The sequence below is a fragment of the Streptomyces sp. NPDC002564 genome (genome assembly GCF_042889645.1).
GTDB lineage: Bacteria > Actinomycetota > Actinomycetes > Streptomycetales > Streptomycetaceae > Streptomyces.
The window spans coordinates 104,432-125,485 of the sequence record NZ_JBIARE010000015.1; the positions used below are offsets into that span (position 1 = coordinate 104,432).

Annotated in this window: 18 protein-coding genes and 1 tRNA gene; 6 read left to right on the forward strand and 13 right to left on the reverse strand. The window is 71.9% G+C overall.

All coding sequences use genetic code 11. The annotated features are described in order from the left end of the window. Positions 1 to 15: 15 nt before the first annotated feature. The 4 genes from ACFYXE_RS34870 to ACFYXE_RS34885 all read right to left on the reverse strand — a co-directional run bounded on the left by ACFYXE_RS34870 (position 16) and on the right by ACFYXE_RS34885 (position 2,953). Positions 16 to 88 (reverse strand) — tRNA-His (locus ACFYXE_RS34870). A gap of 110 nt (positions 89 to 198) precedes the next feature. Beyond that, positions 199 to 801 carry an oligoribonuclease gene (gene orn, locus ACFYXE_RS34875; RefSeq protein WP_361172804.1) on the reverse strand — a complete coding sequence of 201 codons (603 nt, stop codon included), beginning with the start codon at positions 799 to 801 and terminating at the stop codon, positions 199 to 201. A gap of 10 nt (positions 802 to 811) precedes the next feature. Continuing rightward, on the reverse strand, positions 812 to 2,041 hold the full coding sequence (locus tag ACFYXE_RS34880; protein ID WP_361172802.1) for a helix-turn-helix domain-containing protein: 1,230 nt from the start codon (positions 2,039 to 2,041) through the stop codon (positions 812 to 814). Between the two features lie 414 nt (positions 2,042 to 2,455). Continuing rightward, positions 2,456 to 2,953 (reverse strand): hypothetical protein, encoded by a 498-nt coding sequence (locus ACFYXE_RS34885; RefSeq protein WP_389319560.1) that lies wholly within the window; start codon positions 2,951 to 2,953, stop codon positions 2,456 to 2,458. Between the two features lie 359 nt (positions 2,954 to 3,312). Here ACFYXE_RS34885 and ACFYXE_RS34890 point away from each other — a divergent pair, with 359 nt between their 5' ends. Then, on the forward strand, positions 3,313 to 3,837 hold the full coding sequence (locus tag ACFYXE_RS34890; protein ID WP_361178717.1) for a universal stress protein: 525 nt from the start codon (positions 3,313 to 3,315) through the stop codon (positions 3,835 to 3,837). Between the two features lie 339 nt (positions 3,838 to 4,176). Here ACFYXE_RS34890 and glmS read toward each other — a convergent pair whose 3' ends face one another. The 3 genes from glmS to ACFYXE_RS34905 all read right to left on the reverse strand — a co-directional run bounded on the left by glmS (position 4,177) and on the right by ACFYXE_RS34905 (position 7,356). Continuing rightward, positions 4,177 to 5,994 (reverse strand): glutamine--fructose-6-phosphate transaminase (isomerizing), encoded by a 1,818-nt coding sequence (gene glmS, locus ACFYXE_RS34895; RefSeq protein ID WP_389319562.1) that lies wholly within the window; start codon positions 5,992 to 5,994, stop codon positions 4,177 to 4,179. Positions 5,995 to 6,048: 54 nt separating this feature from the next. Continuing rightward, positions 6,049 to 6,306 (reverse strand): hypothetical protein, encoded by a 258-nt coding sequence (locus ACFYXE_RS34900; RefSeq protein WP_361178721.1) that lies wholly within the window; start codon positions 6,304 to 6,306, stop codon positions 6,049 to 6,051. A gap of 162 nt (positions 6,307 to 6,468) precedes the next feature. Then, entirely contained in the window at positions 6,469 to 7,356 is an 888-nt protein-coding gene (locus ACFYXE_RS34905; RefSeq protein WP_389319565.1) for a DUF4429 domain-containing protein, read from the reverse strand. A gap of 291 nt (positions 7,357 to 7,647) precedes the next feature. Here ACFYXE_RS34905 and ACFYXE_RS34910 point away from each other — a divergent pair, with 291 nt between their 5' ends. Continuing rightward, the gene (locus tag ACFYXE_RS34910; RefSeq protein WP_389319617.1) at positions 7,648 to 9,210 is read left to right on the forward strand and encodes a beta-N-acetylhexosaminidase; all 1,563 of its coding nucleotides are present in this window, start codon (positions 7,648 to 7,650) and stop codon (positions 9,208 to 9,210) included. Positions 9,211 to 9,269: 59 nt separating this feature from the next. On the opposite strand, the gene ACFYXE_RS34915 is transcribed toward ACFYXE_RS34910, so the two are convergent. From ACFYXE_RS34915 to ACFYXE_RS34935, 5 genes are all read right to left on the reverse strand, one after another. Continuing rightward, positions 9,270 to 10,319 (reverse strand): ABC transporter substrate-binding protein, encoded by a 1,050-nt coding sequence (locus ACFYXE_RS34915; RefSeq protein WP_389319567.1) that lies wholly within the window; start codon positions 10,317 to 10,319, stop codon positions 9,270 to 9,272. 149 nt (positions 10,320 to 10,468) lie between these two features. Continuing rightward, complete coding sequence (locus ACFYXE_RS34920) at positions 10,469 to 11,623, reverse strand: acyl-CoA dehydrogenase family protein (RefSeq protein WP_361178728.1); 1,155 nt, start codon at positions 11,621 to 11,623, stop codon at positions 10,469 to 10,471. A gap of 6 nt (positions 11,624 to 11,629) precedes the next feature. Next, the gene (locus ACFYXE_RS34925) at positions 11,630 to 12,583 is read right to left on the reverse strand and encodes a hydroxymethylglutaryl-CoA lyase (RefSeq protein ID WP_389319619.1); all 954 of its coding nucleotides are present in this window, start codon (positions 12,581 to 12,583) and stop codon (positions 11,630 to 11,632) included. An 80-nt stretch (positions 12,584 to 12,663) separates the two neighbouring features. Continuing rightward, positions 12,664 to 14,601: an acetyl/propionyl/methylcrotonyl-CoA carboxylase subunit alpha gene (locus tag ACFYXE_RS34930; RefSeq protein WP_389319621.1), complete on the reverse strand. Its 1,938-nt coding sequence runs from the start codon at positions 14,599 to 14,601 to the stop codon at positions 12,664 to 12,666. 52 nt (positions 14,602 to 14,653) lie between these two features. After that, positions 14,654 to 16,270: a carboxyl transferase domain-containing protein gene (locus ACFYXE_RS34935; RefSeq protein WP_389319570.1), complete on the reverse strand. Its 1,617-nt coding sequence runs from the start codon at positions 16,268 to 16,270 to the stop codon at positions 14,654 to 14,656. A 121-nt stretch (positions 16,271 to 16,391) separates the two neighbouring features. Here ACFYXE_RS34935 and ACFYXE_RS34940 point away from each other — a divergent pair, with 121 nt between their 5' ends. The 4 genes from ACFYXE_RS34940 to ACFYXE_RS34955 all read left to right on the forward strand — a co-directional run bounded on the left by ACFYXE_RS34940 (position 16,392) and on the right by ACFYXE_RS34955 (position 20,189). Next, positions 16,392 to 16,994 (forward strand): TetR/AcrR family transcriptional regulator, encoded by a 603-nt coding sequence (locus ACFYXE_RS34940; RefSeq protein WP_389319572.1) that lies wholly within the window; start codon positions 16,392 to 16,394, stop codon positions 16,992 to 16,994. A 109-nt stretch (positions 16,995 to 17,103) separates the two neighbouring features. Beyond that, positions 17,104 to 18,261, forward strand: coding sequence for an acyl-CoA dehydrogenase family protein (locus tag ACFYXE_RS34945; RefSeq protein WP_389319574.1), 1,158 nt, complete (start codon positions 17,104 to 17,106; stop codon positions 18,259 to 18,261). A gap of 36 nt (positions 18,262 to 18,297) precedes the next feature. Beyond that, on the forward strand, positions 18,298 to 19,167 hold the full coding sequence (locus ACFYXE_RS34950; protein ID WP_361178739.1) for an acyl-CoA thioesterase II: 870 nt from the start codon (positions 18,298 to 18,300) through the stop codon (positions 19,165 to 19,167). Between the two features lie 50 nt (positions 19,168 to 19,217). Then, positions 19,218 to 20,189 carry a cation diffusion facilitator family transporter gene (locus tag ACFYXE_RS34955; protein ID WP_389319577.1) on the forward strand — a complete coding sequence of 324 codons (972 nt, stop codon included), beginning with the start codon at positions 19,218 to 19,220 and terminating at the stop codon, positions 20,187 to 20,189. Here ACFYXE_RS34955 and ACFYXE_RS34960 read toward each other — a convergent pair. Next, positions 20,150 to 20,938: a phosphatase gene (locus ACFYXE_RS34960; protein WP_389319579.1), complete on the reverse strand. Its 789-nt coding sequence runs from the start codon at positions 20,936 to 20,938 to the stop codon at positions 20,150 to 20,152. The two genes, ACFYXE_RS34955 and ACFYXE_RS34960, sit on opposite strands and share 40 nt — an antisense overlap. Positions 20,939 to 21,054 lie beyond the last annotated feature (116 nt).

Genomic DNA, 21,054 nt, shown 5'->3' on the forward strand with positions numbered 1-21,054 from the left:
GCCCTGATCGTTCAGGGTGAGTGACGGGACTTGAACCCGCGGCCACCTGGACCACAACCAGGTGCTCTACCAACTGAGCTACACCCACCATGTCCGGTCTTTTGTCGTTCTTCCGACCGGCCGAGAAAAAGTGTACAGGGTCCGAAGGGGTGCTCGCGCACACGTTTTCCGGACCCCGTACACAGGGGCTCCGCGGGGCTACTCCGCAGGCAGGACGTGCTTGGCCGCGATCGACTTCGCGGTGTCCGAGTCCGGCCCGGGCTGCGGGACGAAGATCGCCTCGCGGTAGTAGCGCAGCTCCGCGATGGATTCGCGGATGTCGGCCAGCGCCCGGTGGTTGCCGTTCTTGTCCGGACTGTTGAAGTACGCCCTCGGGTACCAGCGCCGGGCGAGCTCCTTGATCGAGGAGACGTCGACGATCCGGTAGTGGAGGTACTCCTCCAGCGTCCGCATGTCCCGCAGCAGGAAGCCGCGGTCCGTGCCGACGGAGTTTCCGCACAGGGGAGCCTTCCGCGGCTCCTTGACGTGCTCACGTACGTACGCCAGGACCTGCTCCTCGGCGTCGGCCAGCGTGGTGCCGCCGGCCAGCTCGTCGAGGAGCCCCGAGGAGGTGTGCATGGTGCGCACCACCTCGGGCATGGTCTCCAGCGCCGCGTCCGGCGGGCGGATCACGATGTCCACCCCTTCGCCGAGCACGTTCAGTTCCGAGTCGGTGACCAGTGCGGCCACCTCGATAAGTGCGTCGTCCGTCAACGAGAGCCCGGTCATCTCGCAGTCGATCCACACCATGCGATCGTTCATGCGTCTTACCCTACGGCGCGCTCCTCTGACCGGGCAGGGGCGCACGCCCTGGCGCGTAGACGTCGGAGTGCGGTTTGCCGGCCTCTGTGGGCACCGAAGCCGACGGGCCGAGCGCACTCGCCGCCGCCGTACGCCGGCTCTGGCTCGGCACCGGACCGGCCTCCACCAGCGTGGGAACGGCCTGCGCGGTCGCCGACACCGACTCCAGCGCCCGCTCGCCCTGCGGCCTGCGGGCGCGGTACGCGGCCCGGTAGGCGGCGGGCGAGGAGCCGAGCTGCCGCCGGAAGTGCCCCCGCAGCGCCACCGGCGAGCGGAAGCCGCAACGGCCCGCCACCTCGTCGACGGAGTAGTCGGAGGTCTCCAGGAGCCGCTGCGCCTGCAGCACCCGCTGGGTGATCAGCCACTGCAGCGGCGCGCTGCCGGTGAGCGAGCGGAACCTGCGGTCGAAGGTCCGCCTGCTCATGTAGGCGCGCGCGGCCAGCGTCTCCACGTCGAACTGCTCGTGGAGGTGCTCCAGCGCCCAGGCGACGACCTCGGCCAGCGGGTCGGCGCCGATCTCCTCCGGTAAAGACCTGTCGAGATAGCGCTCCTGGCCGCCGGCCCGGCGCGGCGGCACCACGAGCCTGCGGGCGAGCGCGCCCGCCGCCTCGTTGCCGTGGTCCGTGCGCACGATGTGCAGACAGAGATCAATTCCGGCCGCGGTGCCGGCGCTCGTCAGGACGTCCCCGTCGTCGACGAACAGCTCGCGCGGATCCACGTGGACGGACGGATAGCGCTTCGCGAGCGTCGGCGCGTACATCCAGTGGGTGGTCGCCGGGCGGCCGTCGAGCAGGCCGGCCGCGGCGAGCACGAACGCGCCGGTGCACAGCCCCACGATGCGGGCGCCCTCCTCGTGCGCGCGACGCAGCGCGTCGAGCGCTTCCGGCGGCGGTGGCGACGTGATCGAACGCCAGGCCGGGACGACGACGGTGCCGGCCCTGCCGATCGCCTCCAGCCCCTGTGGCGCGGTGAGTTCGAGCCCGCCGGTGGTCCGCAGCGGTCCCTCCTCGCCGGCGCACACGAGCAGCCGGTACCGGGGCACTCCAGCGTCCTGCCGGTCAATGCCGAACACGGAGAGCGGTATGGAACTCTCGAAGATGGGACCGCCGCTGAAGAGCAGCACCGCTACGATCTCCCGGCGGCGCCGCCCCGAGAGTTTGCGAGCCGCAACCTCCGGCGCGGCAGTGGAGTCGTGGCTCATGGTGCTAAACCCCCCTCGGGCGTCGCGGCTCCCTGTTCCTGACGTGCCTGACGTGCTTGACGCGCTTGCCTGGCTTGTCGCTCCTGCACGTTTCCCCTCGGTCCTCCACCAGTCCCCCGCCGTAATACAGTCAAGATCGAATCTACTGCGTCCCGTGCTGCCGGGGTGACCAGTTCATCACTCGGCAGATTGTCGACATGGCAACTTGGCGTGAAGCATTCGATCACGAAGCGTGGCACTTGGGCGGCTTGCTGGGAAGTGCGCCTTGGCTCCATGGCCGGTCCCCGTAGGGTGCGGGCGGCCCAGGGGCACCTTTCAGCCCTGGTCGGACGGGGGTTGAGGGGGCGTTCGGCCAAGGAATCCAGGCCCCCCGGAAGTTGGCTGAAAACCTACGGGCGCGCGTGTGTGAATCAGTCAGTCCACCGGCGCGCTGTCGGCACTCTGACGAGTGCCCCTGTGCGCCCCCTGAGCCGCCCTGCCGCGCCGTCCGCGATGCCCGTTGTGCTGCTCGGTGCGCCGCTCCGCGCGCTGTTCCGTGTTCTGTTCTGCAAGCAGTCGCGCGGCGCCCCGTTCGGACTGCCGCAGGAGCACCCGGCAGACGCCGGTGACGGCCACCAGGCCGAGCGCCGCACCGGCGGCGCCGGCCAGCGAGCCCCCGTATCCGACGAGGACGACGGGGACCAGCACGCAGCTGAACGCGGCCCAGCGGACCACGTCGCTCGCGGAGTCCTGCGGGGGCGCGGTCTGCGGCTCCCGCGCGCGGGGCGCGGGAACGCCGGCGGCGCGGCGCTCGTGCGCCCCCTCGTGCGGGCGCCTGCGGCGGTGGGCCGGGGCGTGTGCGCCCGGCGGGGCTTGCTCGGGTGAAGCCGGGAAGCGGGTCGAGGGTGGGGACGCGGTCGAAGGTCCTGGCACGGCGTGCTCCCTGTGGCGGTGGCGTACGGGGGTTCAACGCGTGGTGCGGCCACCGGTCACTGGGGAGGCGGCCGGATGGCCGCCGGACGGGTGGGCAAACCGCCTGTAGGAGGCAGCAACCATTGCCATACGGGCGACGCTCGTGCATGCTCCGGTGAACGCCGGGAGGCCCTGCACACGGGCCCGGCGCGGCCCCCGTACGGGGCCCTTCACAGGCTCTGGGCAGGAGAGGAGTGTCGCCGTACCCTTGGGGGTATGGGGTTGGGAAGATGATTCCCGGACGACCTTCCAGGTCCTGAACCTTCGCATCACCCGAAAAAGCCGACCCTCCCACAGAGGACTCCTTCGCCGAGATACCCATGGCCGGTCACGAATTCTCCGAACCTGCGGACCGCAAGCGGCAGGTCGCCGATCCGACAGCGACCCCCCGAGCGGCGGAAGAACCACGTCACGCCTGCGATCCCGCCTTCCTGCACGGCGTCGTCGTCGGCTTCGACGGCTCGACGTCCAGTGAGCGGGCCCTCGCCTACGCGATCGGCCTGGCCCACCGTTCCGGGTCGGGCCTGATCATCGTCCACGTCGCCAACCGGCTGCCCACCACGGTGTGGGCGGGCTGCGAGCCGCCGGTCTTCGTGGACGTGCCGGACCACCGCACCGAGGTCCTCGGCCTGGAGCTGGCCTGCGCGGACTATCTGTCCGAGGTGCCGTGGATCCTCGTCGAGCGCGGCGGCGACATCTGCCACGAGCTGGAGGAGGTCGGCCGCGAGTACAGCGCGGACGCGATCGTCGTCGGCTCCACGCACGGCATCGTCGGCCGCATCTTCGGCTCCGTCGCGGGACGGCTCGCGCGGCGCGCGCAGCGGCCCGTCATCGTCATCCCCTGACGCCCGCCCGGCTCTTCCCGACACCCGCCCGCTCCGGGCGAGGCGCACGGTTCCCCATGTGACGGATGCTCAACTTCCGTACGGGGCTGCCCTTCCGGGCAGATAAATCTACTCACGCGTAGAGGTGCGATGTGCCCTGGTGAAGGGTACATAAGGGTCATCCGGACGGCCGCCGGCCCAGAGCTCAGGGCTCTCCCGGGGCGCCCCGCGGACCGGGGGGTGACGGCCACCGGCCGGAGCGGGCGCGGGCCGGGGTAATGGGCGACCCCGGCCCTTGCAGGAACGACCCCCTGTGTGCTGGTGGCACGCACAGGGGGTCGTTCACGTGGTGGGCGGCGGCTACTCGACGGTGACGGACTTCGCGAGGTTGCGCGGCTTGTCGATGTCCCGGCCCAGGGCCAGCGCCGTGTGGTACGCGAGGAGTTGGAGCGGGATGCCCATGAGGATCGGGTCCAGCTCGTCCTCGTTCTTCGGCACGACGATCGTCTGGTCGGCCTTCTCCTGCTCCTGGTGCGCGACCGCGAGGATCTTGCCGCTGCGGGCCTTGATCTCCTCCAGGGCGGCGCGGTTCTTCTCCAGGAGGTCGTCGTTCGGGACGATCGCGACCGTCGGCAGCGCGGGCTCGATGAGCGCGAGCGGGCCGTGCTTGAGCTCGGAGGCCGGGTAGGCCTCGGCGTGGATGTACGAGACCTCCTTGAGCTTGAGGGAGGCCTCACGGGCGACGGGGTAGCCGCGCACGCGCCCGATGAAGAGCATCGAACGGGCGTCCGCGTACTGCTTGGCGATCTTCTTGATCTCGTCCTCCTGCTTGAGGATCTCCGAGATCTGGCCGGGCAGCTTGCGCAGGCCCTCGATGATCCGCTTGCCGTCGGAGACCGACAGGTCGCGGATGCGGCCCAGGTGCAGGGCGAGCAGGCCGAAGGCGACGGTGGTGTTGGTGAAGCACTTGGTGGAGACGACGCAGACCTCCGGGCCCGCGTGGACGTACACGCCCGCGTCCGCCTCGCGGGCGATCGCCGAGCCGACCACGTTCACCACGCCGAGGACGCGGGCGCCCTTGCGCTTGAGCTCCTGGACGGCGGCGAGCACGTCGTAGGTCTCGCCGGACTGCGAGACGGCGATGTAGAGGGTGTCGGGGTCCACCACCGGGTTGCGGTAGCGGAACTCGCTCGCGGGCTCCGCGTCGGCGGGGATGCGGGCCAGCTCCTCGATCATCTGGGCGCCGATCATGCCCGCGTGGTACGAGGTGCCGCAGCCGAGGATCTTGACGCGGCGCACCTTGCGGGCGTCGTGCGCGTCCAGGTTCAGGCCACCGAGGTGCACGGTGGAGAAGCGGTCGTCGATGCGGCCGCGGAGCACGCGGTCGACCGCGTCGGGCTGCTCGAAGATCTCCTTGTGCATGTACGTGTCGTGGCCGCCCATGTCGTACGACTCGGCCTCCCACTCCACGGTGGTCGGCGATGCCGTCGTGCGGGAGCCCTCGGTGGTGTACGTGCGGTAGTCGTCGGCCTTGATCGTGGCCATCTCGCCGTCGTCGAGGGTGACGACCTGGCGGGTGTGCGAGACGAGCGCGGCGACGTCCGAGGCGACGAACATCTCCTTCTCGCCGATGCCGAGGACGACGGGGGAGCCGTTGCGGGCGACCACGATGCGGTCGTTGAAGTCGGCGTGCAGCACGGCGATGCCGTACGTGCCCTCGATGTGCCGCAGCGCCTCGCGGACCTTCTCCTCCAGGGTGTCGGCCTGGGCGCGGGCGACGAGGTGGGTGAGGACCTCGGTGTCCGTCTCGGAGAGGAACTCGACGCCGTCGGCGGTGAGCTTGGCGCGCAGCTCGGAGGCGTTGTCGATGATGCCGTTGTGGACGACGGCGACCTTGCCGTCCTGGGACAGGTGGGGGTGCGCGTTCTCGTCGGAGGGGGCGCCGTGGGTGGCCCAGCGGGTGTGGGCGATGCCCGTCGTGCCCTTGAAGCGGGCCGGCACCTTGGCCTCCAGGTCGCGTACGCGGCCCTTGGCCTTGACCGTCTTCAGGCCCGTGGCCTTGGGGGAGGTGACGGCGATGCCCGCGGAGTCGTAGCCGCGGTACTCCAGGCGCTGGAGGCCTTCGAGGAGGAGCGGGGCGACGTCACGCTTGCCGATATATCCGACGATTCCGCACATGGAGGGTGTCCTAGTCGTAGAGGGATGGCCTGGCGGGCCGCGGTCCCGGCGTGGTCAGCCGTAGACGATGCGGCGCAGCTGTCTCAGCGTGAGTTCCGGCGGGGCGACCGCGCGGTACCCGAGGTCCGCCGAGATCTGTTGGAAGATCGCCGCGTTCAGCAGGCCCTGACCCTGCAGTTCGCGGTGGCGGCGACGGACGAACTGCTCGGTCGTCTCGTCGAAGTAGGCGAGCACGTCCTGGACGACCCGCAGCGCTTCGCCCCGCTGGAGCGGGGTGCTGCGGGTGAGGTGATCCACCAGGTCGTCGTGCATGCGTCGATCCTGGGGTATCGGATGACCGTTCGCAAGAATCCTGCCCGGAATCGGGCAGGGTCGTGTCGGAACGGGCCACCGGGTGGCGCAAACGACGCTTCCGTGCGGGCCCGGGTCCGCACGCGGGACGCGCGCACCGCACCGCGTGCCCGTCCGGCGCGCTCACATGCGGCGCAGGACCGCCTGCTTCGCCGTCGAGAACTCCTCGTCCGTGAGGATCCCGGCCCGGTGCAGCTCGCCCAGCTCCCGCAGGCGGCGCAGCAGCGCGTCGTGGTCGTCGGCCGGGGGCTGCGCGGCCGGGGCGGCGGCCCCGGGGGCGGGCGGCGCGAGCGTCTTGGGGGCGGCGGGGCCCGAGGGGTGCGGCAGGCGGGCCTGGACCGCCGCGGCCACCAGCGCCATCAGCGGGTCCTTCTTGAAGCCCCACAGCTCGACCGCGTTCGGGTCGTACTTCGGCGGGGTCTTGGTCGGCGCGTTGCGCACGGCGAAGCGCAGGTAGCCGTTCTCCAGGCCGAGCGCGGGCTGCCACTCCACCGCCGCGACCTCGGTGAGCGCGAGCGAACGGGGGCCGGCCGCGGACTTGGCCTCCTCCGTCTTCCAGTTCCACTCCAGGCGGACGGTCTCCCCGTCGAAGCTCGCCGTGCCGTCCCCGGCCGAGTGGGACAGCGGCACCGGGGGGCCCGTCAGGAGGTACGCGTCGCAGGGCGCGGCCGGCACCTGTTCGAGCAGGTGGGCGTTGCGGACCTCGTCGACCAGGTACTCCGCGACGCCGTACCGGTCCGGCTCGACGGTGAGCCGGTACGGGTCCGCGGAGTCCGTCAGCTTTCCGCCGGTCGCCTGGAGCAGCGGATCGGCGCCGTCCCGCAGGCGCAGCCGCAACCGGCCCGACTTCTTGCCCTGTTCGAAGGCGATGCCCGCCAACGCCGTCAGGGGGACGGCCAGTTCACCGAGCGACCTGCGCAACAGGGAGACGTTCTTGTCGCGGCCCGGCACCAGGCGCAGCGTCTCTCCGTCGAAGGTCCAGGTCCCGTCGCGCTGGATGATTTCCGCCATGCGGGGATTCTCGCATCGCGCGCACGGTCGGCCGGTCCGTACCCCTTGACCCCTGGTGGGGCCCGGGTTACCAAGGAGAACTGTTCGATTGCGATGCACCACGGTAGCGCCGCCGACGCGCCGCACTCGTGCCCCACCGCGGCGCAGGCCCGTCGAAGGGACCCGCTTGTGAGATCGCACAGCAGGACGACCGGCACGCCGTACGGCGCACAACCCGGAGGAGCGCGGGGCGGTACGCCGGGCAGGACCAGGACGCGCCGGATCCTCGGCTCGCTGCTGCTCGTCGGGGCGATGGGCGTCTCCTCCTTCGCCGCGGCGCCCCCGAGGGCCGCGGCGGGCGCCGAGCTCCCCGCCCTCACCCCGCTCGGCCGGGTGGTGCCCGCGCCGCTGAGGACCGAGGAGGGCGGGGCCGGTTACGAGATCACCGCCAAGACGCGGATCCGGGTCGGCGCGGGCGCGCGGGAGCGCCGGGTCGCCGAGTACCTCGCCGCGGTGCTGCGCCCTTCCACCGGTTACCGGCTGCCCGTCACCACCGGCAAGGGCGAGGACGGCATCCGGCTGCGCATCGGCGCGGGGGCGGCGGACAAGGCGCTGGGCGCCGAGGGCTACCGGGTCGTCTCCGCGCGCGGCTCCCTCACCATCACCTCCCGGACGGGCGCCGGGCTCTTCCACGGCGTCCAGACGGTGCGCCAGCAACTGCCCGCAGCCGTCGAGAAGAAGACGGAGCAGCGCGGCCCCTGGCGCGTCGCGGGCGGCACCGTCACGGACCGGCCGCGCTACGCGTACCGCTCGACGATGCTCGACGTCTCCCGGCACTTCTTCACCGTCGACCAGGTCAAGCGCTACATCGACCAGGCGGCCCTCTACAAGATGAACAAGCTGCACCTGCACCTCAGCGACGACCAGGGCTGGCGCATCGCCGTCGACTCCTGGCCGCGCCTGACGACGTACGGCGGGTCCACGCAGGTCGGCGGCGGCAGGGGCGGCTACTACACCAAGGCGCAGTACAAGGAGATCATCGACTACGCGGCCTCGCGCTATCTGGAGGTCGTCCCGGAGATAGACATGCCCGGGCACACCAATGCCGCGCTCGCCTCGTACGCCGAGCTGAACTGCGACGGTGTCGCCCCGCCGCTCTACACCGGCACCGAGGTCGGCTTCAGCTCGCTGTGCGCGACGAAGGGCGTGACGTACGACTTCGTGGACGACGTGATCCGTGAGCTCGCCGCCATGACGCCGGGCACGTACCTCCACATCGGCGGCGACGAGGCGCACTCCACCAGCCACGAGGACTTCGTCGCCTTCATGGACAAGGTGCAGCCGATGGTCGCCAAGTACGGCAAGACGGTGCTCGGCTGGCACCAGCTGACCGGTGCCACGCCCGCCGAGGGCGCCGTCGCGCAGTACTGGGGCTACGACCGGACCGGCGCCGCCGAGCGGGAGCAGGTCGTGAACGCCGCGAAGAACGGCACCCGGCTGGTCCTCTCGCCGGCCGACCGCGCCTACCTCGACCACAAGTACACCAAGGACACCCCGCTCGGTCTTTCCTGGGCGGGCTACGTCGAGGTGCAGCGGTCCTACGACTGGGACCCGGGCACGTATCTGCAGGGCGCTCCCGCGAAGGCGGTCATCGGGGTCGAGGCGCCGCTGTGGTCGGAGACGCTGTCGACCTCCGCGCAGCTCGACTTCATGGCGTTCCCGCGGCTGCCCGGCATCGCCGAGCTGGGCTGGTCGCCCGCGGCCACGCACGACTGGGACGCGTACAAGGTGCGGCTCGCCGGGCAGGCCCCGCGCTGGGACGCGCTGGGCATCGGCTACTACAAGTCGCCGCAGGTGCCCTGGCCCGCGGGGTGAGACCCGCGGGGTGAGAGGGGACGGGCGCCCCGGAGGACCGTCTCCGGGGCGCCCGCCGGCTAGGTGAGCTTCTTGGCCTTCTCGATCGCGTCCGCGAGGTCCTCCAGGATCGGCGCGCACTTGTCGTACGAGAAGATCGGCTCCGTGACGCGCGGGATGACCTGTCCGGCCCTGACGGCGGGGAGCTTGCGCCAGGTCGGCTCGGACTTGTCCAGGGCGGCGGGCTGGATGGCCGAGGTGCGGTTGTCCATCATGATCAGGTCCGCGGGGTAGCGGTCGACGTTCTCCCAGCTGAGGTTCTCGAACCAGCCGCCGGACTCCGACTTGGCCTTCTCCGGCGGCTCGACGAGGTTCACGCCGAGCGCCTTGAAGTACTCCAGGTCCACCGAGAGGTTCGAGCCGGAGACGTAGAACAGGTCCTGGCTCGCGGAGCCGACGAGGACCTTGATGTCCTTGTTGGCCCCGGCGACCTTGCGCAGCCGCTCGGAGGCGTCCTCGAAGCGCTTCTTCGCCCGGGTGACCTTCGCCGACCGCACGTCCGCGCCGAGCGACTCGGCGAGCGCCTCGATGCGCCGCAGCGGCTGGGTGAGCCGGCGGTCGTACACGCTGATGCCGACGCTCGGGGCGAGCTTCAGGATCTTGTCCGTGCTCTCCTCCGGGACGTACCAGAGGGTGCCCTTGGCGTCGAACATGGTGGAGATCAGGACGTCCGGGGCGAGGCTCGCGTACTTCTCGATGCTGAAGTCGCCCCAGGTGTTGCCGAGGACCGTCAGCTTGCTGACGTCCATGTCGCCGGCCTGCACGTCGGCCTTGCCGCCCTTGGTCGTCGTCGGGCCGAAGACGCCCTTGACCTCGATGCCGTAGTCGAACAGGGCGGCCGCGACACCGGTGAACGCCACGATCGACCTGGGCGTCGCGTCGCTTCTGGCGGTCTTGCCGCGGTCGTCCTCGAAGCTCCACGGGCCCGACCCGCCCGCGCCGGTGTCGCCGCCGGCGGATCCGTCCTTCTTCTTGTCGCCGCAGGCCGCCAGGACGGCGGTCAGGCCGAGAGCGCCACCGGCGGCGAGGAGGCCGCGGCGGGAAGGCTGGGGGAGGCGGGCCTGGGGCATGGGCGTCTCTGCTTTCGTGACGTGCGGCGGCCGGGGACCGGGAGCCGCCGGCCGGAACAGAAGCTTAGGCTAACCTAAGTTAATCGGAGCCCGATGTTCCGTACCTGCCGCGCCCGGCCCGCGCCCGGCTCCCCCCCGGCCCGCGCCCGTCAGCCCGCGAAGCCCAGCTCCCGGGCGATCAGCATGCGCTGCACCTCGCTCGTGCCCTCGCCGATCTCCAGGATCTTGGAGTCCCGCCACATGCGGGCGACCGGGTACTCGTTCATGAAGCCGTAGCCGCCGTGGATCTGGGTGGCCTCGCGGGCGTTGTCCACGGCGACCGTCGAGGAGTAGAGCTTGGCGATGGCCGCCTGCTTCTTGAAGGGCTCGCCCGCGACCAGGCGCGAGGCGGCGTCGTGCCACCCGACGCGGGCCATGTGCGCCCGCGTCTCCATGTCGGCGAGCTTGAACTGGATCGCCTGGTTCGCCCCGATCGGCTTCCCGAAGGCGTGCCGCTCCCTGGCGTACTTCACGGACTCGTCCACGCAGCCCTGGGCGAGGCCGGTGGCCAGCGCGGAGATCGCCACGCGGCCCTCGTCGAGGATGTGCAGGAACTGCGCGTACCCGCGGCCCTCCTGGCCCAGCAGATTCGCCGCGGGGACGCGGACGTCGGAGAAGGACAGCTCGCGGGTGTCCGAGGCGTTCCACCCGACCTTCGAGTAGGGCGCGGCCACCGTGAAGCCCGGCGTCCCGGACGGCACGATGATCGAGGAGATCAGCGGGCGCCCGTCCTCCTTGCGGCCGGTGACGGCGGTGACCGTGACCAGGCCCGTGATGTCCGTGCCGGAGTTGGTGATGAAGCACTTGGAGCCGTTGATCACCCAGTCGTCGCCGTCGCGCACCGCCGTCGTGCGGGTGCCGCCCGCGTCCGAGCCGCCGTCTGGCTCGGTCAGACCGAACGCGCCGAGCACCTCGCCCGCGCACAGCCGGGGCAGCCACGTGCGCTTCTGCTCCTCGGTGCCGAAGAGGTGCAGCGGCATCGCGCCCAGCGAGACGCCCGCCTCCAGCGTGATCGCCACCGAGGAGTCGACGCGGGCGAGCTCCTCCAGGGCGATGCCCAGGGCGAAGTAGTCACCGCCCATGCCGCCGTACTCCTCGGGAAAGGGCAGGCCGAACAGGCCCATGCGGCCCATCTCGCGGACGATCTCGTAGGGGAACTCGTGGCGCTCGTAGAAGTCACCGATCTTGGGGGCCACGACGTCGTGCGCGAACGCCTCGACCGTGCGGCGCAGTTCCTCGTGCTCGGGGCTCAGGCGGTGGTCCATCGTTGTTCACTGCTCCTGGTGGGAGGCGGTCTGCTCGTCGTGTGAGCGGGCCGTGAGGGCACGGACGGTGCGGGAGGGGCTGGGTCGGCCCAACCGGTCGGCCATCCAGGCGCTTGTGGCGCTGAGACGGACGAGGTCGACCCCGGTGTCGATGCCGAGGCCGTGCAGCATCCAGACGAGGTCTTCGGTCGCCAGGTTTCCGGTGGCGCTCTTCGCGTACGGGCAGCCGCCGAGGCCGCCCGCGGAGGCGTCCACCGTCGTCACGCCGTGCTGCAGGGCGGCGAGGGTGTTGGTGAGCGCCTGGCCGTACGTGTCGTGGAAGTGGACGCCGATGCGCTCGGTCGGCACCTGGACGGCGTTGAGCGCGGCGAGCATCGCCGAGACGTGGCCCGGGGTGGCCACGCCGATCGTGTCGCCGAGGCTCAGCTCGTCGCAGCCCATGTCGATCAGGGCGCGGCTGACCCGGACGACCTTGGAGATGGGCACGGCGCCCTCCCACGGGTCGCCGAAGCACATCGAGAGGTAGCCGCGGACGTGCACGCCCTCCTGGCGGGCGCGGGCGACGACCGGCGCGAACATCGCGAGGGCCTCGTCCACCGTGCGGTTGAGGTTGGCCCGGGCGAAGGACTCGGTGGCGCTGGCGAAGACCCCGACGCGGCGCGCGCCGAGCGCCAGCGCGCGGTCCAGGCCGCGCTCGTTCGGCACGAGGACCGGCAGGTGGACGTCGGGGAGGTCGCCGAGGAGCGGGAACAGCTGCTCCGCGTCGGCCAGTTGGGGCACCCATTTGGGGTGCACGAAGCTGGTCGCCTCGACGGTGCCGAGGCCCGCCTCGGCCAGGCGGTGGATGAACTCCGCCTTGATCTCCGTGGGGACGACCGTCTTCTCGTTCTGCAGGCCGTCGCGGGCGCCGACCTCGTGGATGCGCACGCGGGCGGGCAGGCCGCGGGTCGGCACGACCATGGGCAGCGGCGCCTCGGCCAGCTCCAGCGGCGTGTCCGCGGAACCGCCCGCGGCGGGCGGGGCCGCACTGGGGTCGGTGGTCATTCCTGCTCCTCCTCGGGGGTGACGACGGCGAGGACCTGGTCCATGGCGACGGTCGTGCCCGGGGTGACGTCGAGCTCGGCGACGGTGCCGGCGTGCGGGGCGGAGATGACGTGCTCCATCTTCATCGCCTCGACCACGAGCAGGCTCTGGCCGGCGCTCACCCGGTCGCCGGGGGAGACCTTCACGACGGTGACGGTGCCGGGCATGGGGGCGGTGAGCGCGTCCGCCCCGGCGTGCGCGGCGCCGGTCAGGGAGGCCGCGACCGGGTCGTGGTCCTGGACGTGCCAGGCGTCGCCGCCGCTGCCGAGCCAGTCGCCCGCGCGGCGGAAGGTGTGCAGGGTGCCGTCCACGGTGACCGCGACGCGGTCGGCGGTGACGGTGCGGCCGGTGGCGCGCAGCCGGTGCGCGACGGGGTCGTGGCCCGCGACGCGCAGCCAGTGCGTGACGGGTGCCGGGGTGCCGCCGAGCCGCCAGCCGCTCGGCACGGAGAAGGGGTCGGTCCAGCCGTCGCCCGGGGGCTGCAGCGCGGCCTCGCGCACGGCGGCCGCCGCCTCGTACACCTCGTCCGGCACCCCGTCCGGGACCAGGGACCCGGCCTCGCGCTCCACCAGGCCGGTGTCCAGGTCGCCCGCCACCACGGCCGGGTGGGCGAGGAGCCTGCGCAGGAAGCCCGCGTTGGTCGGGACGCCGAGGGTGACCGTGTCCGCGAGGGCCGCGCGCAGCTTGCGCAGGGCGGTGGCGCGGTCGGGGCCGTAGGCGATGACCTTGGAGAGCATCGGGTCGTAGAGGCTGCCGACCTCGGTGCCCTCGCTCAGGCCGGAGTCGGTGCGCACGCCCTCGCCCTGCGGCTCGTGCAGGGACAGGACGGTGCCGCCCGAGGGCAGGAAGCCGCGGGCGGGGTCCTCGGCGCAGACGCGGGCCTCCACGGCGTGCCCGGTCAGGGTGATGTCGTCCTGGGCGAAGGGCAGTTCCTCGCCGGCGGCCACCCGCAGCTGCCACTCGACCAGGTCGAGCCCGGTGATCAGCTCGGTGACCGGGTGCTCCACCTGGAGGCGGGTGTTCATCTCCATGAAGTAGTACGAGGAGGGGTCGTTGCCCGGCACGATGAACTCGACGGTGCCCGCGCCCGCGTACCCGCAGGAGCGGGCCGCCTGGGCCGCGGCCTCGCCCATCGCCGCGCGCGTGGCCTCGTCCAGGAGGACGCTGGGCGCCTCCTCGATGATCTTCTGGTGGCGGCGCTGCAGCGAGCACTCGCGCTCGCCGAGGTGCACCACGTGGCCGTGGGCGTCGGCGAGGACCTGGATCTCGATGTGCCGGGGGCGGTCGACCCAGCGCTCCACGAGCAGCGTGTCGTCGCCGAAGGAGGCGCGGGCCTCGCGGCGGGCGGCCGCGATCTCGTCGGCGAGGAGCGCCTCGTCGCGCACCAGGCGCATGCCCTTGCCGCCGCCGCCCGCGCTGGGCTTGAGCAGCACCGGCGTGCCGATCTCGCGTGCCGCCGCGGCCAGTTCGGCGTCGGTCAGGCCGCTGCCGGAGGAGCCGGGCACGACCGGGACGCCGGCCGCCTTCACCGTCTCCTTGGCGCGGATCTTGTCGCCCATCAGGGAGATGGCGCCGGCGGGCGGGCCGATGAAGGTCAGCCCCGCGTCGGCGCAGGCCTGCGCGAAGCCGGCGTTCTCCGCGAGGAAGCCGTAGCCCGGGTGGACGGCCTGGGCGCCGGACGCCGCCGCGGCCGCCAGCAGGCGCTCCACGGACAGATAGCTCTCGGCGGCCGGTGCGGGCCCGAGCCGGACGGCCGTGTCGGCCTCGCGCACGTGCCGGGCGTCGGCGTCCGCGTCGCTGAAGACGGCGACGGAGCGGACGCCGAGAGCCCGCAGCGTGCGGATGACGCGGACCGCGATCTCGCCGCGGTTGGCGACGAGCACCGTGTCGAACATGGTCCCTCTCCCCGAGGTGGTCCCTTGCTGGAAGTCGCTCATGGTCGGCCCCTCACATCCGGAAGACGCCGAAGCGGGGCTCGCCGAGCGGGGCGCCCGCGCACGCCGTCAGGGCGAGGCCGAGCACCTGGCGGGTGTCCAGCGGGTCGATGACCCCGTCGTCCCAGAGGCGGGCCGTGGCGTAGTAGGCGTTGCCCTGCGCGTCGTACTGGGCGCGGATCGGGTCCTTGAAGGCCTCCTCGTCCGCGGCGGGCCACTCCTCGCCGCGCGCCTCCAGCTGGTCGCGCTTGACCGTGGCGAGGACGGAGGCGGCCTGCTCGCCGCCCATCACGGAGATCTTGGCGTTCGGCCACATCCACAGGAAGCGGGGGGAGTAGGCCCGGCCGCACATCGAGTAGTTGCCCGCGCCGTACGAACCGCCGACGACGACGGTCAGCTTGGGCACCCGGGCGCAGGCCACGGCCGTCACCATCTTCGCGCCGTGCTTGGCGATGCCGCCCGCCTCGTAGTCCCTGCCGACCATGAAGCCGGAGATGTTCTGCAGGAACACCAGGGGGATGCCGCGCTGGTCGCAGAGCTCGATGAAGTGGGCGCCCTTCTGGGCGGACTCGGAGAACAGGATGCCGTTGTTCGCCACGATCCCGACCGGGTGGCCGTGGATGTGGGCGAAGCCGGTGACCAGGGTCGTGCCGTACTCCGACTTGAACTCGGCGAAGCGCGAGCCGTCGACCACGCGCGCGATGACCTCGCGGACGTCGTAGGGGGTGCGGGAGTCGGTGGGCACCGCGCCGTACAGCCCCAGGGGGTCGACCTTGGGCTCCTCCACGGGCTGGACCGACCACGGCAGCGGGCCGCGCTCGGGGAGCGTGGAGACGATGGTGCGCACGATGCGCAGGGCGTGGGCGTCGTCCTCGGCGAGGTGGTCGGTCACTCCGGAGGTGCGGGAGTGGACCTCGCCGCCGCCCAGCTCCTCGGCGGTGACGACCTCGCCGGTGGCGGCCTTCACCAGGGGCGGGCCGCCGAGGAAGATCGTGCCCTGATGGCGCACGATCACCGCCTCGTCGCTCATCGCGGGCACGTACGCCCCGCCGGCCGTGCAGGAGCCGAGGACGGCGGCGATCTGCGGGATGCCCGCGCCGGACATCCGGGCCTGGTTGTAGAAGATCCGGCCGAAGTGCTCGCGGTCGGGGAAGACGTCGTCCTGCATCGGCAGGAAGGCGCCGCCCGAGTCGACCAGGTAGAGGCACGGGAGGTGGTTCTCCAGGGCCACCTCCTGGGCGCGCAGGTGCTTCTTCACGGTCATGGGGTAGTACGTGCCGCCCTTGACCGTGGCGTCATTGGCGACGATCACGCACTCGCGGCCCGAGACGCGGCCGATCCCGGCGATGACGCCGGCCGCGGGGGCGTCCCCGCCGTACAGCCCGTCGGCCGCGAGGGGGGCCAGCTCCAGGAAGGGGGAGCCGGGGTCCAGGAGGGTGTCCACGCGGTCGCGGGGCAGCAGCTTGCCGCGCGCCACATGGCGGGCCCGCGACCGCTCGCCGCCGCCGAGCGCGGCCGCCGCGAGCTTGGCCCGCAGCTCTTCGGCGAGGGCGGTGTGTGCCGCCTCGTTCGCCCGCCATGCCTCGGACGCGGGATCCGCCGCGCTCGCCAGCACTGGTGCCTGCCGCATCAGTCGAGCCCCCTTGCTCGGTTCTTTCGGTGCACTCGGTCGACCTTCGGTTCGGTTAATGACCGTTAACGTGTTTCCCCAAGGTTAACGATCGCTAACCGGCCTGTCTAGAATCAATTCCATGGCCACGAGAACCGACGCCCCCACCCGGCGCGAGCAGATCCTCAAGGAGGCCGCCCGGCTCTTCGCCGAGCGCGGCTTCCACGGAGTCGGAGTCGACGAGATAGGAGCGGCCGTCGGCATCAGCGGCCCCGGTCTCTACCGGCACTTCGCGGGCAAGGACGCGATGCTCGCCGAGCTGCTGGTGGGCATCAGCGGGCAGCTCCTGACGGGCGGCAAGCGGTGCGTGGCCGACGTGGACGGCTCGCCCGGGCGCGTCCTGGACGCGCTCATCCAGGGGCACATCGACTTCGCCCTGGACGACCGCTCCCTGATCACCCTGCACGACCGTGAGCTGGACCGCCTGCGGGACAGCGACCGCAAGCTGGTGCGCCAGCTCCAGCGGCAGTACGTGGAGATCTGGGTCGACGTCGTGCGCAAGGTCTACCCGGACCTCGCGGAGAACGCGGCGCGGGTCGCCGTGCACGCCGTCTTCGGGCTGCTGAACTCCACCCCGCACCTGAGCCGCCGCGACGCGCTGCCGAGCCGTACGGCGATGTCGGACCTGCTGCACCGGCTCGCGCGCGGGGCGTTCGCCGCCGCGGTCGCCCCGGCCGCCGGGTGACGCCGGGCGGCCGAGTGACACGCGTCTCTGGACGCTCTGGTGACTCCCGGGTAACCTGCCTCTGAGCAAGCGCTTAGTCGCCGTAGGCCGTAGGCAGAGGGAGTTCTCCGTGCGCCGTACCGTTTTCAATGAGGACCACGAGGCGTTCCGGGAGACCCTGCGCGCCTTCATCGAGGCCGAGGTCGTCCCGGTCCACGACGAGTGGTTCGCCGCCGGTCAGGTGCCGCGCGAGTTCTACTACAAGCTCGCCGAGCTGGGCCTCTTCGGCATCAACGTGCCCGAGGAGTTCGGCGGTGCCGGCCTGGACACCCACAAGTTCGAGGCCATCCAGTACGAGGAGACCGCCCGCGCGGGCGTCACCTTCGGCGGCTCCGGCGTCCACGTGCTGCTCGCCCTGCCCTACATCAAGGCGCTCGCCACCGACGAGCAGAAGAAGCGCTACCTGGAGAAGTTCGTCTCCGCCGAGGAGATGTGGGCGCTCGCGATGACCGAGCCGGGCACCGGCTCCGACCTCGCGGGCATGAAGAGCACCGCCAAGCTCTCCGAGGACGGCACCCACTACGTCCTCAACGGCTCCAAGACCTTCATCACCGGCGGCGTGCACGCCGACCGCGTGATCGTCTGCGCGCGCACCTCCGCGCCCACCGCCGAGGACCGCCGCTTCGGCATCTCCCTCTTCGCCGTCGACACCAAGTCCGAGGGCTACTCCATCGGCCGCAAGCTCGACAAGCTCGGCCTGAAGACCTCCGACACCGCCGAGCTCGCCTTCGTCGACGTGAAGGTCCCCGTCGAGGACCTCCTCGGCGAGGAGAACAAGGGCTTCTACTACCTCGGCAGCAACCTGCCCTCCGAGCGCTGGGGCATCGCCTACGGCGCGTACGCGCAGGCCAAGGCCGCCGTCCGGTTCGCCAAGGAGTACGTCCAGGACCGCACGGTCTTCGGCAAGACGGTCGCCTCCTTCCAGAACACCAAGTTCGAGCTGGCCGCCTGCCAGGCCGAGGTGGACGCCGCCGAGGCCGTCGCCGACCGCGCCCTGGAGGCCCTGGACGCGGGCGAGCTGACCGCCGCCGAGGCCGCCTCCGCGAAGCTGTTCAACACCGAGGTCGCCCACCGCGTCATCGACAAGTGCCTCCAGCTGCACGGCGGCTACGGCTTCATGAACGAGTACCCCATCGCCCGCCTGTACGCGGACAACCGCGTCAACCGCATCTACGGCGGCACCAGCGAGGTCATGAAGATGATCATCGCGAAGAACATGGGCCTGTAGGGCCGCTCGGACGAGACGCCCTGTAGAACTCCTCCCATGAACCAGGCACTCGAAGCCCTCCTCGATCTGCTCGACCTGGAGCGGATCGAGGAGGACATCTTCCGGGGCGTGAGCCGCTCGGCGCTCGTGCCCCGCGTCTTCGGCGGCCAGGTCGCCGCCCAGGCCCTCGTCGCCGCCGGACGCACCGTCCCCGACGACCGGCCCGCCCACTCCCTGCACGCGTACTTCCTGCGCCCCGGCGACCCGGGCGCGCCCATCGTCTACACCGTGGACCGCATCCGCGACGGCCGCTCCTTCACCACCCGCCGCGTCGTCGCCGTCCAGCACGGGCAGCCGATCTTCCACCTCTCCGCGTCCTTCCAGACGTACGAGGAAGGCCTGGAGCACCAGGAGCAGATGCCGCCCGCGCTCGACCCGGAGACGCTGCCCACCGCCGCCGAGACGCTCCCGCGCCACCTGCCCGCGCACGTCGCCGAGCGGCTCCTGGAGACCCGCGCCGCCGTCGACCTGCGCTACGCCGACGAGCCGCCGTGGGCCACCGTCGGACAGCCCCGCGAGCCGCGCTCCCAGGTCTGGTTCCGCGCCAACGGCAAGCTCGCCGACTACGCGTCCGACCCCCTGCTGCACGTCTGCCTGGCCACCTATGTCTCCGACATGACGCTGCTCGACTCCGTGCTGCTCGCGCACGGCCGCGGCGGCTGGGCCGTCGGCGACGTCGTCGGCGCCTCCCTCGACCACGCCATGTGGTTCCACCGGCCCTTCCGCGCCGACGAATGGCTCCTCTACGACCAGGAGTCGCCCTCGTCCTCCGGCGGCCGGGGCCTGGGCCAGGCCCGCATCTGGACGCAGGACGGCAGGCTGGCGGTCACCGTCATCCAGGAAGGCGTGATCCGGGTACCCCGCTGAGACCCGACCGGAGTTCGCGTTCCCCCCTGATCGGACATACCGTCCGACACATGAGTGAGCAACCGCCGGCGGGCGGCGGCGAGAGCACCTTCACGGTCGTCGTCGCCGCCGTCGCCAACCTCGGGATCGCGCTGGCCAAGGCCGTCGCGGGCATCGTCAGCGGCTCCAGCGCCATGCTCTCCGAAGCGGCGCACTCCGTCGCCGACACGGTCACCGAGCTGATGCTGCTCGTCTCCCTGAAGGCCAGTGACAAGCCCGCCGACGAGGAGCACCCGCTCGGCTACGGGGGCGCCCGCTACATCTGGGCGCTGCTCGCCTCCGTCGCCACGTTCGTCGGCGGCGGCGTCTTCGCCGTGTACGACGGCATCCACACCCTCACGCACGGCGAGGACCCCGGCGACCCGCTGATCTCGTACATCGTGCTCGGCATCGCCTTCCTCCTGGAGGGCTACTCGCTGCGCACCGGCCTGCGGCAGGCGCGCGGCGAGGCCGACCGGTTCGGCGTACACCTCAAGCGCTACCTGCGGCACACCCCCGACACCGCGGTCAAGGCCGTCGTGATGGAGGACTCGGCGGCGCTGGTGGGTCTCGTGCTGGCCGCGGCCGGACTGCTCGGCGGGCAGCTCACCGGCTCCGGCGTGTGGGACGGCGTCGCCTCGCTCTGCATCGGCGTGCTGCTCGTGTACGTCGCCTGGGTGCTCGGGCACGCCAACTCCGAGCTGCTCATCGGGCGCCCGCTGCCCGTCGAGATGCGGGCCGCGGTCCGCGCCGAGCTGCTCGCCGACCCGCACGTCGTGGACGTCCTCGAGCTCACCACCCTGCTCCAGGGCCCCAAGGAGGCCCTGGTCGCCGCGAAGGTCGACTTCCGGGACCTGTCGAGCGCCGCGGACATCGAGCGGGCCTGCGACCGGATGGCGCAGCGCATCCAGGAGCGCTTCCCCGCCGTCCGGCGGGTCTATCTGGACCCGACGCCGGGGCCGGGTCAGGAGCCGGGCGTCAGCCCCGCCGCGTCCAGCAGGTAGGCCGTCATCGGGTCGTAGTGGCGCGGGCTCGTCACGTGGTCGTCGAGCGGCACGGTCACCTGCACGGTGCCCTCGGCCTCGCCGATGAACAGCGCCGGGTCGTTGCAGTCCGCGTACCCCACGGAGTCCAGGCCGCGCTGGCCCGCCCGGCCCGCCCAGCCGTGGTCGGCGACGACCAGGCCGGGCTGCGGGCGGCCCGCGCGCTCCAGGCCGTCCAGGATCGCGTTCATCGGCTCGGGGGAGTGCGTATGCCACAGCGTCGCGCCGCGCTCCAGCATGGCCACGTCGGCGAACTGGAAGACCATGCCCTCGTCGGCGGTCAGGCCCTCGGGGATCACCACGATCTCGCAGCCCGCCGCGCGCAGGGCGGCGGCCGTCGCGCGGTGCACGTCGAGCAGGCCGCCGGGGTGGCCGGTCGCGAAGAGCACGCTGTCCTTGTCGGCGGCGGCCTTGCGCAGCCGGGCGGCCATGCGGTCCAGGGCGTCGACGGTCAGCTGCGGGTCGATGGTGTCCTGGCCGTGCCGGTACTGCGGGTCGTCGACGACACCGCAGCGCTCGGCCATCACCGCGAGGACGTCCTGCTCGTCGGTCCAGCGGTCGCCGAGCTCCAGGCCGAGCCAGTAGTGACGGTCGCCGTTCGCGAGCTTCCTGTAGTGGCTGAGGTTGTTCTCACGGGGCGTGGCGACGTCCCCCGCGATGCGGGTGCGGACGAGGTGGTCGACGAGCGCGGCGCGGCTGGGTATGGACATGGACCCCATTCTGCCGTCACTCGGGCCGTGGGGCCGGGGCGTCCCAGTAGGCGGGCCTGTGATGTGTGTTGCCCCGCGCCGGGGGGCGTTTTCGGCCGCGGGTCCGGTGTGGCTGG

Bases quoted from the DNA above. Each gene is read 5' to 3' on its own strand.
- orn (WP_361172804.1), bottom strand. From the start codon at position 801: ATGAACGATCGCATGGTGTGGATCGACTGCGAGATGACCGGGCTCTCG.
- ACFYXE_RS34880 (WP_361172802.1), bottom strand. From the start codon at position 2,041: ATGAGCCACGACTCCACTGCCGCGCCGGAGGTTGCGGCTCGCAAACTC.
- ACFYXE_RS34890 (WP_361178717.1), top strand. From the start codon at position 3,313: ATGGCCGGTCACGAATTCTCCGAACCTGCGGACCGCAAGCGGCAGGTC.
- glmS (WP_389319562.1), bottom strand. From the start codon at position 5,994: ATGTGCGGAATCGTCGGATATATCGGCAAGCGTGACGTCGCCCCGCTC.
- ACFYXE_RS34900 (WP_361178721.1), bottom strand. From the start codon at position 6,306: ATGCACGACGACCTGGTGGATCACCTCACCCGCAGCACCCCGCTCCAG.
- ACFYXE_RS34905 (WP_389319565.1), bottom strand. From the start codon at position 7,356: ATGGCGGAAATCATCCAGCGCGACGGGACCTGGACCTTCGACGGAGAG.
- ACFYXE_RS34910 (WP_389319617.1), top strand. From the start codon at position 7,648: ATGGGCGTCTCCTCCTTCGCCGCGGCGCCCCCGAGGGCCGCGGCGGGC.
- ACFYXE_RS34915 (WP_389319567.1), bottom strand. From the start codon at position 10,319: ATGCCCCAGGCCCGCCTCCCCCAGCCTTCCCGCCGCGGCCTCCTCGCC.
- ACFYXE_RS34920 (WP_361178728.1), bottom strand. From the start codon at position 11,623: ATGGACCACCGCCTGAGCCCCGAGCACGAGGAACTGCGCCGCACGGTC.
- ACFYXE_RS34925 (WP_389319619.1), bottom strand. From the start codon at position 12,583: ATGGTCGTGCCGACCCGCGGCCTGCCCGCCCGCGTGCGCATCCACGAG.
- ACFYXE_RS34930 (WP_389319621.1), bottom strand. From the start codon at position 14,601: ATGTTCGACACGGTGCTCGTCGCCAACCGCGGCGAGATCGCGGTCCGC.
- ACFYXE_RS34935 (WP_389319570.1), bottom strand. From the start codon at position 16,270: ATGCGGCAGGCACCAGTGCTGGCGAGCGCGGCGGATCCCGCGTCCGAG.
- ACFYXE_RS34940 (WP_389319572.1), top strand. From the start codon at position 16,392: ATGGCCACGAGAACCGACGCCCCCACCCGGCGCGAGCAGATCCTCAAG.
- ACFYXE_RS34950 (WP_361178739.1), top strand. From the start codon at position 18,298: ATGAACCAGGCACTCGAAGCCCTCCTCGATCTGCTCGACCTGGAGCGG.
- ACFYXE_RS34955 (WP_389319577.1), top strand. From the start codon at position 19,218: ATGAGTGAGCAACCGCCGGCGGGCGGCGGCGAGAGCACCTTCACGGTC.
- ACFYXE_RS34960 (WP_389319579.1), bottom strand. From the start codon at position 20,938: ATGTCCATACCCAGCCGCGCCGCGCTCGTCGACCACCTCGTCCGCACC.